General features: G+C 42.7%; 17 protein-coding genes, 1 tRNA gene and 1 riboswitch. Of the genes, 15 read left to right on the plus strand and 3 right to left on the minus strand.

The genetic code is table 11. The annotated features are described in order from the left end of the window. Positions 1-75: 75 nt before the first annotated feature. Complete coding sequence (locus EYR97_RS04350) at positions 76-639, minus strand: 2OG-Fe(II) oxygenase (protein WP_131092600.1); 564 nt, start codon at positions 637-639, stop codon at positions 76-78. 311 nt (positions 640-950) lie between these two features. On the opposite strand from EYR97_RS04350, the gene EYR97_RS04355 reads away from it, so the two are divergent. Genes EYR97_RS04355 through EYR97_RS04380 form a run of 6 tightly spaced genes read left to right on the plus strand, consistent with a single transcriptional unit; the run spans position 951 to position 5,894 of the window. Then, the gene (locus EYR97_RS04355) at positions 951-1,712 is read left to right on the plus strand and encodes a DUF3450 domain-containing protein (RefSeq protein WP_131092601.1); all 762 of its coding nucleotides are present in this window, start codon (positions 951-953) and stop codon (positions 1,710-1,712) included. 6 nt (positions 1,713-1,718) lie between these two features. Beyond that, the gene (locus tag EYR97_RS04360; RefSeq protein WP_131092602.1) at positions 1,719-3,077 is read left to right on the plus strand and encodes a MotA/TolQ/ExbB proton channel family protein; all 1,359 of its coding nucleotides are present in this window, start codon (positions 1,719-1,721) and stop codon (positions 3,075-3,077) included. A gap of 1 nt (position 3,078) precedes the next feature. Next, positions 3,079-3,603: a MotA/TolQ/ExbB proton channel family protein gene (locus EYR97_RS04365; protein WP_012517736.1), complete on the plus strand. Its 525-nt coding sequence runs from the start codon at positions 3,079-3,081 to the stop codon at positions 3,601-3,603. Positions 3,604-3,614: 11 nt separating this feature from the next. Continuing rightward, a complete protein-coding gene (locus tag EYR97_RS04370; RefSeq protein WP_012517737.1) occupies positions 3,615-4,013 on the plus strand; it encodes a biopolymer transporter ExbD in 399 nt (132 codons plus the stop codon). Position 4,014: 1 nt separating this feature from the next. After that, positions 4,015-4,626, plus strand: coding sequence for an energy transducer TonB (locus EYR97_RS04375; protein WP_131092603.1), 612 nt, complete (start codon positions 4,015-4,017; stop codon positions 4,624-4,626). A gap of 2 nt (positions 4,627-4,628) precedes the next feature. After that, on the plus strand, positions 4,629-5,894 hold the full coding sequence (locus EYR97_RS04380) for a lipopolysaccharide assembly protein LapB (RefSeq protein WP_131092604.1): 1,266 nt from the start codon (positions 4,629-4,631) through the stop codon (positions 5,892-5,894). Positions 5,895-6,030: 136 nt separating this feature from the next. Here the strand turns inward: EYR97_RS04380 and EYR97_RS04385 are convergent, their stop codons facing one another. Continuing rightward, positions 6,031-7,476, minus strand: a complete 1,446-nt coding sequence (locus EYR97_RS04385) for a GNAT family N-acetyltransferase (protein WP_131092605.1) — start codon at positions 7,474-7,476, stop codon at positions 6,031-6,033. Positions 7,477-7,553: 77 nt separating this feature from the next. Continuing rightward, positions 7,554-8,330, minus strand: coding sequence for a tRNA(Met) cytidine acetyltransferase TmcA domain-containing protein (locus tag EYR97_RS04390; protein ID WP_131092606.1), 777 nt, complete (start codon positions 8,328-8,330; stop codon positions 7,554-7,556). Between the two features lie 60 nt (positions 8,331-8,390). Here EYR97_RS04390 and EYR97_RS04395 point away from each other — a divergent pair, with 60 nt between their 5' ends. The 9 genes from EYR97_RS04395 to EYR97_RS04435 all read left to right on the plus strand — a co-directional run bounded on the left by EYR97_RS04395 (position 8,391) and on the right by EYR97_RS04435 (position 15,809). Continuing rightward, complete coding sequence (locus tag EYR97_RS04395; RefSeq protein WP_131092607.1) at positions 8,391-8,819, plus strand: acyl-CoA thioesterase; 429 nt, start codon at positions 8,391-8,393, stop codon at positions 8,817-8,819. A gap of 108 nt (positions 8,820-8,927) precedes the next feature. Then, a riboswitch (TPP riboswitch) is annotated at positions 8,928-9,031 on the plus strand. A gap of 55 nt (positions 9,032-9,086) precedes the next feature. Further along, positions 9,087-11,168: a TonB-dependent receptor gene (locus tag EYR97_RS04400; RefSeq protein WP_131092608.1), complete on the plus strand. Its 2,082-nt coding sequence runs from the start codon at positions 9,087-9,089 to the stop codon at positions 11,166-11,168. 8 nt (positions 11,169-11,176) lie between these two features. After that, on the plus strand, positions 11,177-11,440 hold the full coding sequence (locus EYR97_RS04405; RefSeq protein WP_131092609.1) for a YkoF family thiamine/hydroxymethylpyrimidine-binding protein: 264 nt from the start codon (positions 11,177-11,179) through the stop codon (positions 11,438-11,440). Beyond that, on the plus strand, positions 11,440-12,084 hold the full coding sequence (gene pnuC / locus EYR97_RS04410) for a nicotinamide riboside transporter PnuC (protein ID WP_131092610.1): 645 nt from the start codon (positions 11,440-11,442) through the stop codon (positions 12,082-12,084). Before EYR97_RS04405 ends, pnuC begins: the two co-directional genes overlap by 1 nt. Further along, entirely contained in the window at positions 12,041-12,877 is an 837-nt protein-coding gene (locus EYR97_RS04415; protein ID WP_242634889.1) for a phosphotransferase, read from the plus strand. The genes pnuC and EYR97_RS04415 overlap by 44 nt, the downstream gene beginning before the upstream one ends. A 201-nt stretch (positions 12,878-13,078) precedes the next feature. Beyond that, positions 13,079-13,155 (plus strand) — tRNA-Trp (locus EYR97_RS04420). A gap of 623 nt (positions 13,156-13,778) precedes the next feature. Beyond that, a complete protein-coding gene (locus EYR97_RS04425; protein ID WP_131092611.1) occupies positions 13,779-13,982 on the plus strand; it encodes a hypothetical protein in 204 nt (67 codons plus the stop codon). A 41-nt stretch (positions 13,983-14,023) separates the two neighbouring features. Then, complete coding sequence (locus EYR97_RS04430) at positions 14,024-14,416, plus strand: hypothetical protein (RefSeq protein ID WP_131092612.1); 393 nt, start codon at positions 14,024-14,026, stop codon at positions 14,414-14,416. Positions 14,417-14,702: 286 nt separating this feature from the next. Beyond that, positions 14,703-15,809: a hypothetical protein gene (locus tag EYR97_RS04435; RefSeq protein ID WP_131092613.1), complete on the plus strand. Its 1,107-nt coding sequence runs from the start codon at positions 14,703-14,705 to the stop codon at positions 15,807-15,809. The last annotated feature ends 119 nt before the right edge of the window (positions 15,810-15,928 follow it).

Consider the following 15,928-nt stretch of genomic DNA (forward strand, 5'->3'; position numbering starts at 1 on the left):
AACAAATGTTACACACACTAGGGGAGTACACGAGATAGTTCTTGTACTCCCTTTTTTATACTGAGAAAAGAAAACTTAAGAGCTAGCGCGCTCTAATTTAAAGGCAAGTGTAAAACGAGGTGCATAACATATCCTATTAGGTGGTCTTCCCACATGCTTTATCGCACCATGAAATATTGCTACCCGTGCCGGTTTCGGGCTGCACGCAAACAGGCAATCGTCTTGGTTATTAAAAAAGAGTGTTTCACCGCCCCACTCGATGTTCCATTCAGGTGAAATATAAGTAAGTACCGTAAACTCATCTGCGCTTGGTTCGCAGTCAGTGTGTGTAAACAACATGTCGCCGAATGCTGCGTGGTTAACGTATCCGCGATACGCACGGTATGATTTTTGAGTGAGTGCTTCTATGGCTTCCATTGCTCGATGATAAACGGGTAGACTTCTGACTTGCTCGGCGGTCAAATTAACTGCCCAGTGTTTATATTCTTCAGTGTCAGGGCGTGCAATCTCATCTTTTTTAAAACCACTTGCTTGAAGTCCTTTATATAGACCTTCCGCTTCTTTAGTGGTACACAGATCATCAAAAACCCAAACAGGCTTTCCGTCCACTGATATGGAGTGTGTAGGCGTGTATTTCATGTTTACCTTTTTTACTTTTGGTTTTGCCAAAGTCTACTAGATTCAGGTTTTCATTAACAACTAATCAGCGTGATTTCTAAACGTTGTGATGATTATTTGAGCGAGAGGCGTAAAATGTGTTAGGTGTAAATAGTGTGTTACTTGACTCCACGTAACATTCCGTGTGAGTATATTATGTTCGTAGTACTGGCAATTGATGTCGGCACTGCATTCCTGAAACAAAATTGTGAAAGTTTTATACGCCCCTTGCCCGAATAATTTCCTATCGGCGAGGATTCAAATAAGAAATTTGGTTGGGAACTATGTCCAAAATGAGCAAGAGAACTCTTATTGCTTCTACTGTTATGGGTGCATTCGCACTAACAGGTAGCGCAGTCTCTGCAGATACGCTAGAAGATCTTCATAAAGAAGAAGCGAAAATCCACGCGGCTGCAGCGAAATCTCAAGAAAAAATCAATACGTTGTTTGAACAATCTCAAGAACTACTTGTTGAGTATCGTCAAACAGTAGATGAGACAGAAAACCTTAAAATCTACAACGATTACATCGCTAGCCTTGTCGCAGATCAGCAACGCGGTATCGATTCACTACAGCGTCAAATCGACAGCATCGAAGAAACTAAGCAGGGTATTGTACCTCTTATGTTCCGCATGATTGACAGCCTAGAGCAGTTCATCAAGCTTGACCGTCCAATTCACTTGGATGAGCGTCTAGCACGTGTTGAGCGTCTTCGCGATCTAATGGCTAACTCTAACGTTACTGTTTCTGAACAGTTCCGTCAGGTACTAGAAGCTTATCTAGTAGAAGTTGAGTACGGCACTAAAATCAATTCTTACCAAGGTACTATCAACAGTGCTGGTACAGAAGTGACTGTGGATTTCTTCAACTTAGGTCGTGCAGCACTATTAGCACTTTCTCTTGACCAAGCACACGCGTGGGTTTGGAACAACGAGACCCGCACTTGGGAAGAACTAGGCGACGAGTATCTGTCAGCTGTTATTGATGCAGTTAAAATGGCAAATGGCGTCATTCCTGCAGATTTGATCAAACTACCAATTAGTGCAGCGGAGTAATTGTTAATGAAACCAGTATTCAAAACTCTTTTAGCCGCTGCGACAGTTGCAGTTGCGGCAACCGGAGCGCAGGCTCAGGAAGCAAAGAGCCTGAAGGACTTGCTTGACCAAGTTCAACAAAACCGTGTATCTGAAGCTCGCCTAGACAAACAACGCGAAGCTGAGTTCCAATCAGCACGAGCTGATAAGCAAGCATTGCTTAACAAAGCAAAAGCTGACCTTAAAGCAGAACAAAATCGTGGTGACCGTCTACAGAAACAATTCTCAGACAACGAAGTTACACTTAACGAAAAAGCTGCTGAACTTGACCAGGCGACAGGTACGCTAGGTGAAATGTTCGGTGTGGTACGTCAAGCATCTTCTGAAGCTTACGGTCGTATCTCTACGTCAATCGTTAGTGCTCAATTCCCTGGCCGTGGTCAATTTCTAGCTGAGATGTCTGAAGATTCTAAGGGTCTTCCAAACATCAAAGAACTTGAAGACCTATGGTTTGCACTACAAAAAGAAATGACTGAAGGTGGCGAAGTTGTTCGTTTCACTACAGAAGTTGTTAATCTTGACGGTGGTTCTTCTCAGCAAGAAGTTGTACGTGTAGGTACTTTCAACCTTGTTGGTGATGCAGGTTACTTGGCTTACGACGCAGAAGCTGAAGTTGTTCAGCCTCTTGGTCGTCAACCAGACGGTCACTTCGTTGCATCAGCAGGCGATCTAATTGACGCTACTTCTGGTGTTGTTCCTTTCTATGCTGACCCATCTCAAGGTGCAATCCTTGGTCTATTGAAGCAGAAAGCGACCATGTCTGAGCGTTATCACGCTGGTGGTCCAGTTGGTTATACCATCACGCTTATGCTTGGTGTTGGTCTACTAATCGGTCTTTACAAGATGATTACGCTAACAGTTGTTGGTGGCAAAATGCGTTCACAACTTAAGAACGTGAGCAGCCCTTCTGAAGGTAACCCTCTAGGTCGTATCCTTAAAGTTTATCAAGAGAACAAAACAGCTGATGCTGAAAACCTTGAACTTAAGCTTGATGAAGCAATTCTACGTGAACTTCCACGTATCGAAAGCGGTATCAACGTAATCAAGATTTTCGCGGCTATCGCTCCTCTTCTAGGTCTACTAGGTACGGTACTTGGTATGATCGAGACATTCCAAACTATCACACTATTCGGTACTGGTGACCCACGTATGATGGCAGGAAGTATCTCAATGGCACTTGTAACTACGGCTCAAGGTATTATCGCGGCATTGCCTCTAATCCTTACTCATAGCATCGTAGCTTCACGTAGCAAGTCAATCATCCACATTCTTGATGAGCAAACTGCGGGTATCGTAGCTGCTCACACAGAGTCGGAGAAGGCGTAATATGAATTACCTGATTGGATTATTCGAATCGGTCAGGGACTTTATCGCTACCGGCGGTGACGTACTTTACTTCGTTGCTGCCGCGCTCTTTCTCATGTGGGTATTAATGATTGAGCGTTACTGGTATTTAACCTCGGTCTTCCCAAAGGTGAAGAAAAACATCATCGCAAATTGGGATGCCCGAGCAGATACCACTTCATGGTATGCGCATAGAATCCGTGACGCGTGGATTTCTCAAGCGTCAGACGACCTAAACGCTAGAATGCTGATTATTAGAACCATCATTGCAATGTGTCCGTTAATCGGTCTACTTGGAACAGTGACCGGTATGATCAGTGTTTTCGAGACAATGGCAACACAGGGCACCAGCAACGCTCGTCTAATGGCTGCTGGTATCTCTATGGCAACTATCCCGACAATGGCGGGAATGGTAGCCGCGCTATCTGGACTGTTCATCAGTTCACGTCTTGAAGCGAAAGTGAAGCTGGCAAGAGAAGGGCTAGTTGATAGCCTGCCACATCATTAGAGAGAGAGATTATGGCTCGAAAAGTCAGAACCGAGGAAGAAGATGCACAGATCGACATGACGCCCATGTTGGATATCGTGTTTATCATGCTTATCTTCTTTATCGTTACCACTGTTTTCGTTAAAGAAGCAGGGATTGAAGTTAACAAGCCAGATGCGAGCCAGGCGATTCTTCACAAAAACGCAAACATTTTCATTGCTGTTACAGAAGATGGAAATGTTTGGTTAGACAAACGTGAAGTAGCGCCGGACAGCGTAAGAGCGAATATTGAAAGACTGCTTACCGAGCAGCCAACTGACTACGTAATCATTCAAGCTGATGTTAAAGCTAAGCATGGTTTGGTAGTTGAAATTATGGACCAAGTTAAAGCCGCTGGCGTTAACAGAGTCTCGGTAGCGGCAAGGGGATAAGATGTTACGTATAATTGTATCTATATTATTAGGTGCTGGTGTTGCATTCGCCCTTTTCGTTCTAATGGCAAAGTTGATTGAAAACTCATCTAGACCAGCAGACGAAGTACCGCCTGCACCGGTGATCGATATTGTAATGCAGGAACCAGACGACCAAACGCAAACGCGTACTCGTGTTCCACCGCCGCCTCCGCCTCCGCCGCCTCAGCCTCCAAAAATGGAGCAAGTTGAGCCGGAAACTGCGGAACCAGATGCAGATGGCTTTAGTTTAGCTATTCCTGCTGTAGACACTGGTGGTGTGGGTGTGAACATTGGTGGTGTTGGTGCAATGCAACGTGACGGTGATGCAACACCTATCGTTCGTATCGACCCGAAATATCCACCTGATGCAGCCCGTGATGGCCGTGAAGGTTGGGTACGCCTATCTTTTACTATCAACGAAGTTGGTGGTGTTGAAGATATCGAAGTGATCGAAGCTGAGCCTAAGCGCGTGTTCGATCGTGAAGCTCGTCGTGCACTTCGTAAGTGGAAGTACAAGCCTAAGATTGTTGACGGTAAAGCGGTTAAACAACCTGGCATGTTCGTACAGCTAGACTTTAAACTGGAGCAATGATCATGATGAAACGTACATTCAAAATGTCAGCCGTTGCTTTAGTCCTTGGCGCAGGTGCGATTCTTTCGGCACCCGTAGCTATGGCGCAGTCAGCCCCTGTTATTTGCCCAGGTTATGAAAAGGGTAAAACAACGCTAGTGGGTGAGCGTACTGGTAAAAAAGTACAAAAGGCATTCGAATTCTATAACCAAGATTTGGTTGATGACGCACTTAATGTGCTGTACGAAATCGACCCGTCTGACGATTTCGATAAAGCCTATGTGCAACGTTTTATCGGTAACTTACTTGCTTCGCAGGAAGGCCAAGGCGGTAAAGCATTAGGCTATCTAGTACAATCTGTAGAGCCTCGAGTACTTAACGATATCGAGCATTCTCAAACACTTAAACTTTTGGGTGATTTGAGTATGCAAGAAGAGAAGTACACTGATGCCATTAAATGGTATGGCAAATGGATGGACTTTACATGTAAAACGGACGCAGACGTATATACGCGTTTGGCACAGGCATATTACGAGTCTAAGCAATTAGACAAAATGGTAGAGCCTGCAGACAAAGCAATTGCTTTGTATGAAGAGCCAAACAAAAACCCGTATGTACTAAAGTTAACGTCGTACTACGAACGTAAGATGTATCCAGAAACCGTTGCCGTTGCTGAAGATTTAGTGCGCACATTCCCTGAAGAGGGTACTTGGTGGTCGCGTCTAGGTTTCTTCTATCTTCTTGTTGAAGACTATAAAAAAGGTCTTTCAACTTTCGAGTTAGCCTACAACCAAGGTTATCTAGAAAAAGAGAACGAAATAAAGACACTTGCTCAGCTTTATCAAACTAACGGTATGCCATACCGAGCGGCTAAGCTGCTTGAAAAGCATATGAAAGATGGTTTGGTTAAGAACGATGCAGACATGCTTGCAAATATTGCCAATGCATATCATCAGGCGAAGAACTTCTCTCAAGCTGCTGGGCTATATGCTCAGGCTGCTCAGAAGAGTTCGGACCCAGAGCATTACAGAAAGCAAGGTACACTGCTAATGATTGCTGAGGACTACAAAGGTGCTATTAAAGCACTTGAAAATGCCCTTGAGCGTGGTGCTGATGATCCTGAAAAGATTCACTTCTCACTTATGGAAGCGAATTTCTACGCAGGGGACTTCAAAGCAGCATATAAGCATGTGTTAGAAGCTAAGAAAGATCGCTCTTTACGCAGAAACGCTGCTGCGTGGGAACCTTATATCAAGGAAAAAGCGAAAAACCGCGGTATTAACATTTAGTACTTCGGGTTAGCTATAAAAGCCTCCAATCGGAGGCTTTTTTGTTGTCTGTGGACCGTTAAAAATTTGACCCTAATTTTAGTTTCCGATGTGAAATGAAAATACATCGTAGATTCGATATGGTACTTATCTGTTCTTAACAGAACTCAAGGGCTTCAAGTATCCATTTACGCATAACCTGCGTTACTCCTTTTATCCCCGAGATACCAAAAAGTTGAGCCATCCTTTCAACATTGATGATTGGTTTTTTGAGTTCAATAAGACAAGTAGAAACAAGAAGTGGATTTACCTCGCTGGTTTTAGTGCATTGGTCGCTTGGTTTAGTTTCTAGTCCTGAAGTTCCACAAAGTGATTGTTTCTCTTCAATAGCTACTGCTATTTTATTTATAATGGGCCAGACATCATCAAGAGATCGATGTCCACGTGAAAAGTGCATTAGCTTTTTTCTGTAATCTTCTCTCGTGTCTAATGGAAGGTCACTAAAGCTAGTTGAGGATTGTTCAAGGTGTTTGTTACGAATCAGCCGTTCAACAACGAATTTAACGCAGTTGCTATCCGTTTTAACAGCGAGTGCACTGGTTTCGCCACTGGCTTTGTTACGTTTCTTACCTTCATCAACGATTAAAAAACCATTTTTCTGCCAAAATTTATTCAGTTCTGGTGTTTGACCATAAGAGGTTAGTACGCCGTCTATTTGTTTTTCGGCTGCTGCCTTTAATACATTTTGTAAAACACAGCTGCCGATTCCCTTAGATTGCAACTCTGGTAATACTGCAATACGGTTGATTCGCCAATACTTGTACTTAGCTATCTCTGGGTCTGCACTTAAAAGCGCTAATCGTTGTGCACCCAAGTGACCTTTTGGTCTTCGCTTACCGCAAGCTATATCTTCAGAGAGTTCGATTAACGGAGTACTGCCTTCGATATTAATGATAGCTGCAGCTATGACTCTGCGTTGAACAATAACCATTGCCAGTATTATATCGGGGCTGTCCATTATTCGCATTAAGTCATCAGGTGTAGTTTGATAGTGAGCAAGAGATAATAAGTACATTACCTCTTGAAGGTCACTTTCATTAATCTCTGAAAATTTACTTAATGTAAATTCACACTTCACGTTCCAGTCATGACGTAGCGTTATTTTATTGTGCCTGCGGAGGTTGTCTTGTTGTTCAAAAAGACAGGTACTTTCAAAGAATGTTTCTATAGGATCATCTTCTGCCCAACGTAATGGTGTTTTTAGTTGAAATACCGACAATGCATGTTCGGTGATTTCTGAGGCATCAGAATCACACTCTTTGAGGCGGTTAGCTTCCAGCTCAGTGAAAGGATTTTTATGTGTAATTTCTGTCGTTAATAACGGAACCAGTTTGTGCATAAATCCTTTGCCGCTTCCTTCATAACCTTGAAGTGTGGTGCTGAGCACCCAATTGGGGAATTGCCGTACAATGTTGAGTATAACTGGAATAGGAAAAGAAGCGGCTTCATCCACTATGACATACTGATGGTTCGTTTGTTTGTGATTGTTAAAAAAACTCACTATCAGGGGCAACCCAGCGCACCATCGCCTTCTTAGCACCATAAGTAAACGCTATTTTTGTCGGTGTTGAATTTGAAGCATCTATTTGCATATCTGCTGACAGACTCTTTCTGTTTTTTTTACGACGAAGAAACTTTCTTAATAATAGTAAAAACTTGTTCAGTGTTGGCTAACAAACTACTGGTGAGCAAGACATCATTCCCTCGCTTTAGTAGCTCTAGAATAAACAGCCCGAGCAACGATGATTTGCCTCTTCCTCGTGGTGCAGTTACAACAGCATGTAAACTACCTTTTTGATAAGCCTGCATAAGTAATTCAAAGGCTTTTTCTTGTTCAGCAGATGCAAAAAGGGAGTGTGCAGCTGAAGGCTGGCCTTTTAGAGTGTGTTTCGTTCTAGACCCAGTGACTACTGGTAAGTCTGGAATTCTGCACACATCGGTGGTGAGTAATGCTGTAGTTGGTGTATTCGTCAGCTTATCGATAAATCGAGCTAAATAGTGGCTGAAAGACAAAGTAAAGCCATGGGAGATAAACGAGGTATCTAGGTTACTTGGCCAGGTTGAAAGTGCTGGGCACACTAAAACTAAACTACCACTTCGCCGAATAGTACCTGCTATTGCCATTATATCACCCGGTGCGAAACGTTTGTGACAATCAATAATAGCAATATCGCACTCAGTGCCTAAAAAATGTTGTCTGCGTTTACCTTTTAACTGGGTACAGTCGAGCTGGTTTATCGTTACCGAAGTGGGCGCAGAAGAAAGCAACGTTCCGAGTTGCCGATTACAGAACACGACATCGCCACTAATGACTAGAATACGACGATGTAATTCCAAAGTGTTGGCAAATTGACAATAGGGAGCAAATAGCCAGTCATCTAATTGTAGTTGCGCCATGAACGTTTTTTTTCGGTATAATCTAAGCTGTATATTAACGATTTATAACGAGGAATTCGAATGCGCTTTCTTTCTCGGCGTTTAGTAATGCCAAATGATCTCAATTACGCCAATTCATTGTTCGGTGGGCGCGCGTTGGAATGGATAGATGAAGAAGCGGCCATATGGGCTATTTGCCAACTAGAGACAAACTGTTTGGTGACAAAACATATCGGTGAAATCAGTTTTGAGTCACCTGCGCTTCAAGGTGATATTGTTGAGTTTGGTCTTGAGACCAAAGCAGTAGGGCGCACGTCTATTACGGTGAGCTGTTTAGTACGTAATAAAGCTACAAAGAAAACTATTTGTTTTGCTGACGATATCGTTTTTGTAAAAGTGGATCCTGAATCCCGTCAACCCACAGCTCACGGTAAGACGATTGAAGGACTTAAAGCGCAAACGGACGATGAAGTGCGTAAATTGAATATGAATATAGATGGAAACATCTAAAATTAGTTTGAACAATAGCTGAATTAATTCACGCTATCTATGCTTGACGGGGTTTATACAGCTGATAGACTCCGTCGCAGTTGTTAAGCAGCTCATTGAGTGCGCTTAACTAATACCAAGGGGTGTCCGTTTACGGTCTGAGATCCACTTTTGTGGGAACCCTTAAACCTGATCCGGATAATACCGGCGTAGGGATGGTTCACAATATAGCCTTATCACCTGCCGTTAAACCCGGGTCTTTTTTCTTGATTAAGAATAAGAGATCCTATGTACAAAAGTGTTTTTTCCCTTTCTCTGTTAGCGACGTCCGTTAACCTTTATGCTCAAAATATGGATAGCCCATCGAACAAGGCATCTGATGTTGAGCGTGTTTTAGTTACTGCTGATTTTCGACAAACCACACTCGATCAATTGAGCGCCAGCGCAACTATCCTCGGTGATGAAAGATTGAGAAGTCGTCAGCCTTCTCACATCGACAGCGTGTTAAATAGCATTCCCAATATTAACTTTGCCGCAGGGGCATCGCGCGGTCGTTTCATTCAAATTCGCGGTATTGGCGAACGTAGCCAATTTGCAGAGCCGATAAATCCCTCTGTAAGCTTTATTGTTGATGAGTTCGACTTTTCTGGTTTGGCCGCTGCTGGCATTGTGTTCGATACTAAACAGTTGGAAGTGTACCGAGGGCCACAAGCTACGCTTTATGGTACAGGTGCACTTGCCGGTGCAGTGAAGATGACCAGCAATGACGTAGGTGATGCATCACCGAGCTACGTTGATGCTAGGATTGGTAATAAACAAAGCTATCGTGTAGAAGCCGCTACAGGCAATGATATTAATGCCGATTGGGGGTATCGCATAGCAGTGGTTCACAATCGCAGCAATGGTTTTGTCGAAAATACCTTTTTAGATAGAGATGACACAAGTCAAGTTAACGAGTCGGCGCTGCGCTTTGCACTAGATGGGAGTCTCAGCGAGTCTACCTCGCTTGCACTTACTTATCGTTGGTATGATATCGACAACGGTTACGATGCTTTTTCATTAGACAACGACAACAAAACACTGTCAGATGAGCCTGGCTTTGATGAACATCAAACTCACGCTGTAAGTGCGCGTAGCACCACGACAACAAAAGCAGGTGACTTCATTGTTATTGCCACCCATGCATCTCACAACATTGCCTATGGTTATGATGAAGATTGGACTTATGACGGTTTTCATCCATGGGGTTACATATCGTTTGACGCTTATTTTAGAGATGTAGAAACACAGACAGCGGAAGTACGCTTTGTTTCTTCAGACGATACGGCGTTATTCAATGGTGTTACTGATTGGACTATCGGGGCATTTTTAAAAGATTCAGAAGAAAAGTTGCTTCGCCAATACACCTACTTGGATAGCGATTACGCGAGTACATATTCTCCAACAACCACAGCAATTTATCTGCAAACTGAATCTTATTTGAGTGAAAGTTTAACGCTTGTTGCAGGTCTTCGCGTTGAAAACTATGACTTTGAGTTTTCGGATAACAATGCACTTAATCGTGACTTTGACACCACTATGGTTGGCGGCAAAGTGGCGTTGCAATATCAATATGGTGAACATTTTTACTACGGCAGTGTATCTCGAGGGTTTAAAGGGGCTGGCTTTAACCCCGATAATCGCGTGAATGACACTCAGCGCTTTTTTGATGAAGAGTACAATTGGAACTATGAATTAGGTGTTAAAGGGCCTTTCCTTTCACCATCGTTAACCGCGCGAGCAGCTGTGTTCTATATGGACAGGACAGATACGCAAGTCAGTGATTTTGACGTTATTACTCGTGAAGATGGAACGGCAGGATTTGTGGATATCATTGATAATGCTGATTTAGGTACTAACAAAGGTGCTGAGTTAGAACTTAATTGGCAGGTTAGTGACGCTTGGCAACTCAATGCAAGTGCAGGGTACTTAAGTGCGACATTTGAAGGATATACGCTAGCAGACGGTACACAAGTTGACGAACAGCGACAAGCTCAGGCGCCCAAATGGACGGCAAACTTTTACAGTGAGTACTCGCTTACAGATAACCTTTCGTGGATTGTTGACGTTGACTTTAAAAGCGAATACCGCTTTTCTGATGGGCATGACGTAACAGCTCCAAGTACAACCTTGGTTAATTCGCAAGTGATGTATCGATTGGATGATTGGTTATTGTCTTTGTGGATTCAAAATGCCTTTGATAAAGAATATTACACCAGAGGTTTTGGCGGATTTAGTAACGATCCAAGGGATGAATACGCATTTGACGAGCCTTATTACCAAATCGGTAATGGCCGCACGTTTGGCATCACGGCGCACTACGAATTTTAGGAGATTTTATGCAAGTCATGGTTGAGTTATCCTTGTATCCACTGGTTAATGAGTACATTCCGCCTATTCAGAATTTTATAGATAGGCTAAATACATATGAAGTTCTTAGTGTGTCAACGAGTTCGACAAGTACCCAAGTAACAGGGAACTATGCCGATGTTATGAGTATTCTTGGGGCTGAAATGCAGCGAACTCACGAAGAAGTAGGGCAAGCGATTTTTGTGGCAAAATTCCTTAATTTTGACGCAATGCAAGCGAGAATGGGCGATTGATGGAGCGCTTTTTCGCTGAATTCACTTCGCAGATCATAGCGACTTCACTTCTAGAGTGGGTCGCTGTGGTATTGGCTATGGCGTATGTATTACTAGCTGCCAAGCAAAGCAGTTGGTGTTGGCTCTGTGCATTTTTAAGCACAGCCATTTACACTTGGCTGTTTTGGCAAGTTACCTTACCTTTCCAATCGGCGCTTAATTTCTTTTATATGATAATGGCGGGGTATGGTTATTATCAGTGGGCACAAGGGGCAGAAGATGGTGAGACTAAGCGCGTAACGCATTGGCCTTTGCTGGTCCATGTTGCCATCGTACCTGCAATGATTTTACTGGCATGGGGGTTATCTTATTTGGCCAGTTCCCAATTCAATAGTGAACATTTACTACTTGATGCCAGTATTAATTTGCTAAGTGTAGTAACTACCTTTATGGTAGCGCATAAAATTTTACAGAACTGGGTTTACTGGTTCTTTATCAATATTGGATCAGCCTACTTATACTTCCAAGTTGGATATGTGCTTTCGGCATGCCTGTTCATGGCTTACGTCGGGTTTTCAGTGTTTGGGTATTACCAGTGGCGAGTACAGTACAAGGAACAGCGTGAACACACCGCATATAACAGAACAGCTACGCAAAGCGCTTAAACTGAGTGAGCATGCCAAGATAGTTCGTCACCCATCAGGCGATGTGAATCATGTTTATCGTGTTCAGGACTCTGCTGCAAAGGTACCATATTCTTTAACCCAAGAATATATGGATGTTGCTGTGAAGTGGCTGGGCGAAGACAATTTTAGTGGTATAAATCGTACCCATCAGTTTGTTTTACAACAGCAACTGTACAAGTTAAATATTGCCCCTGAGCCTTTGTGGTTAAGTGATGACGAACGCTTCTGGGTAGAGCAGTGGCAACCCAACACACAGTCTTGCCAACGTAATCCAGAAACGTTGGCGAATGTGCTCGCACGTATTCATCAACTACCGGTTACCGCAAGGCCGCTTAATCTAACTGGACGCTGGCAGCACTACATGGAAGTCGGTCAATTGGCATCGGACGATGCGCTTTATTTGAAGGCCATGAACTTAAGAAGTAGTGTGCTTAAAAGCGAACAGGATGATGAAGACTTAGTGCTTTGCCACAATGACTTGCTGTCTAGTCACGTTTTGTGCAGACAGGGTGATATGCCTGTAGTAATTGATTGGGAATACGCCGCAATGGGAAATCGTTATTTTGACATTGCCAGTTGTTGCATGATTAACAAACTAGAACCATCAACATGCCATCAATTATTAGCGTGCTATGCAAAGCTATTGTCAATTCCTTTGGACATCGCACAAGAAAAGCTAGCTCAGCATAAGGAAATTGTGTCACTGACTAATGCGTTGTGGTTTGAGGCGTTAAATGTGAGTAGTGCAGAAGCAAATTTCGCAAGTGTTTAAAGTGTGTAGAAGGTAACACGTTAAACCAAATCTAGTTTGATGTGCTGCAAAAATAGGCTGTGAATAACGACAGGCTCTAGCAAGAATTAGTCGTTTTAGTTTGAAAAAACATCGGATTGAATGTTAATTAAGCATGCGAGATCAACATAGTATAAAAAGGCTTTACCTTTTGGATACCATCCGTATAATGCACAGCGCGCTAGGGGTGTAGTTCGAATTGGTAGAACAGCGGTCTCCAAAACCGATGGTTGGGGGTTCGAGTCCCTCCACCCCTGCCACTTTCCTTTCTCTAATTGGTATTGATAAGTGAATGAATACCAGTAAAAATCTTTAATTTTCTGTTTTGAAGATGGAAATTGCTACTACAATTTTTTCGTAGATTCCTAATATCGCTTTCTAATATAACGTCATTTTTTCTTTGATTCGACCGTGTCAACCGGTGACGGTTTTCGGTCATATGTTAGTGTCTGGCGCACATTGGTATGCCCAGCGGCCTCTCGTTTCTCATCCTGCCTACCTTGAAAATCTGAAACCCCTTTGGCTTTGATATCGTGGAAATGAAAGTTTAACTCAATACCAAACTCTTTATTGGCCGCCTCGCAGGTTTTGATCCACAGTTTTCGGAAGACACTGTCTGTGATGTGACTCGATGTGTCTGAATGAATAATAAACGGTGAATCATTCTGATTTGGGTAGTGGGTGTCACAGTATCCGACTGCACGTCGGAGCCGTGGCCCCCAGACTTTGAGTTGAGCTGCGGCGGTTTTGCTTTGGCGGATAAGTAAGCCTTCATCCCGAACCCCCTATGTTTGAAAATATGTGGTTGAAGCTCGACATTGGTAAGTGCAGAATACTCTAAGTTTGGAAACGAAGCTCAACAGATCAGGAAGTAAGGAAAAGGATGTACATCAGTAAACTGACCGCGAAGGGATATCGATGCTTTAATGAACACTTTGATAATTTTGACCACGTCGCTGAAAACCAATTATCTGATGAAGTCTTTAATGATTTGGAAAACATCGAGCAAGAAGTGCAAATGGCACAAACAGCCCAAACTACACCATATACGAAGAGAAAGCGCCGCAGACGCAAACGTAAAGACTGATTTGACGCAACTTTGCTGTGTGTTATCACTGAAGTATGAACATGAAATACATCATACAACTGGCACGTAAAATTAGCTTTTCCATGGGGTACGAATTCACCCAAGACTACATCATTGATTACTTAGTCAGTGTTTTTACCTCCTACCCTGAACTAGCCAAAATCCTTGCCTCAGACCCTACACTAAGCCTTGATGAGGCTATCGAAATCGCCAAGAAGATAGAAAAGCACTTTGAAATGAGCGCATCACCCGCTGAACGCGAATATGTGGAGCAGGGCAGTGCCAGTGGTGAAACTTTGATTTTAATGTTGTTTGTTTACTTGCTTAATGAGCTTGAAAAGGCTGAACGTGTTAGTACGCGGGAGTTTATAGCAAGTAATTTAAAAGCGCATTCTGTTGAGGTTGAGCGTTCTATGAAACGGCACAGTGATTGAGTTACTATCTGCTCTTTAGCACTTAAAAAATAGGCAAGCTAAAGAGACATTCTAGTTATATAAGATAAGTTAATCATTGTTTTTTGGTGGTAGGGGCAATTTATATTGTTTTCTGCTGGATTAATTTTAACTCGCTCTATAACTTGAGGAAGCTCTTACAGTAATTGAAGAAATAATGCGCATTAACTAAAAGCATTTTCGCGGTTTAGTTGCCAAGCTAAGTCTGGAGACACTTATTTTTAATTTCAGAAAATCCAGAAACACCAAAGATAAAAAAGTCTTTGCCATGAGAGTGACCAGTGATTTTGACAATCAAGTTCTGATCCAAAAATCGAAACGAGAGTCGCTTGTACAGGAGTTTTTATCTGAATCAACAGATAATGAAAAAAAAACATTTTTTAAGAGCTTCTTAGACTTACACCTGTTGATCCACCACTACTTAATTGAGTCTAACCGCTTTACTGTTATTCTTGATACAAACGTGATTCAAGACATTCTATCTTCAGAATCCAATAGAGTTCGAGAAGTTAGGCATATAGCCACGACCGCCTTGCTATGTTTTTTAGAAGATTATGCCCACGCCAATGTTTGGTTAGGTGTTACACCAGCGGTTCTGTACGAGCTTAATGGACAACAACCTATAGCAAGCACGGCGGAATATAGAAAAGCAATGGGGATCGTCGAGCACGTTGCAATCAAGCTCGGCATATCTACATACACAATAGGCTTTCAAAGCTACGCTGATTTAAAAAGAGCATCTAAGCTTCTCCACTCAGACGCTCAAAGAATAAAAAAAGCCGTCACCAAATTAGCCACCCAAAACTGGAAAATGGACTTTGAGCATGGAGATGGACGAATCAGTATCCCCATGGCGGTTGCTGAAGCAAGCATTCCGAATATTAAGCTTAATTACCTTGACCCCTTTTATGTGAAATGGGCATTGATGAACTTTGTAGAAAAACGAATGTTTGAACAGAATAAGCATCAGAAAAAGGCTCGGAGGATGATGAATAATGGGCAAAAAGGGATTTCTAAGCTGTTTAAAATAAACAAAAAAGGGGCACTAATGGGGCTTGCAGATATTGAGTTACTATCAAAAGCTGATTTAACTGCGCAGTCTGCCTCTAATTCTCCGCTCATTACATCTGCCATTACCTATGACAAAGATTTATTGGCAACACTGTATGAGAGGATGGGGACGATTCGTGATGGTGGAAATTTGGTAGGTAACAATGTTGACCCATCAGACGGAGCTGGGCTATTTATGTATCAAATGAAAATATCAGAAACCCGATCCAAGCATATTAATGAACGAAGTAAGGTCTATATGGAAGCATTGAATGAGTTTAGTGAGGCCAACTTCAAATCGGTGGAGGCATCGGCTCCGAGTTAAATACAGTAAGTAGTTTTTGTTTTATAGCTACAACGTACTGTTTACAAGAATTTCTAAGGATGTGACCATGGACTCACACAATATGCCTAATGTGTGGAAGTTTATCATCCATTAACAAT

The sequence above is a fragment of the Alteromonas sp. KUL42 genome (assembly GCF_006538325.1).
Taxonomy (GTDB): Bacteria; Pseudomonadota; Gammaproteobacteria; order Enterobacterales; family Alteromonadaceae; genus Alteromonas.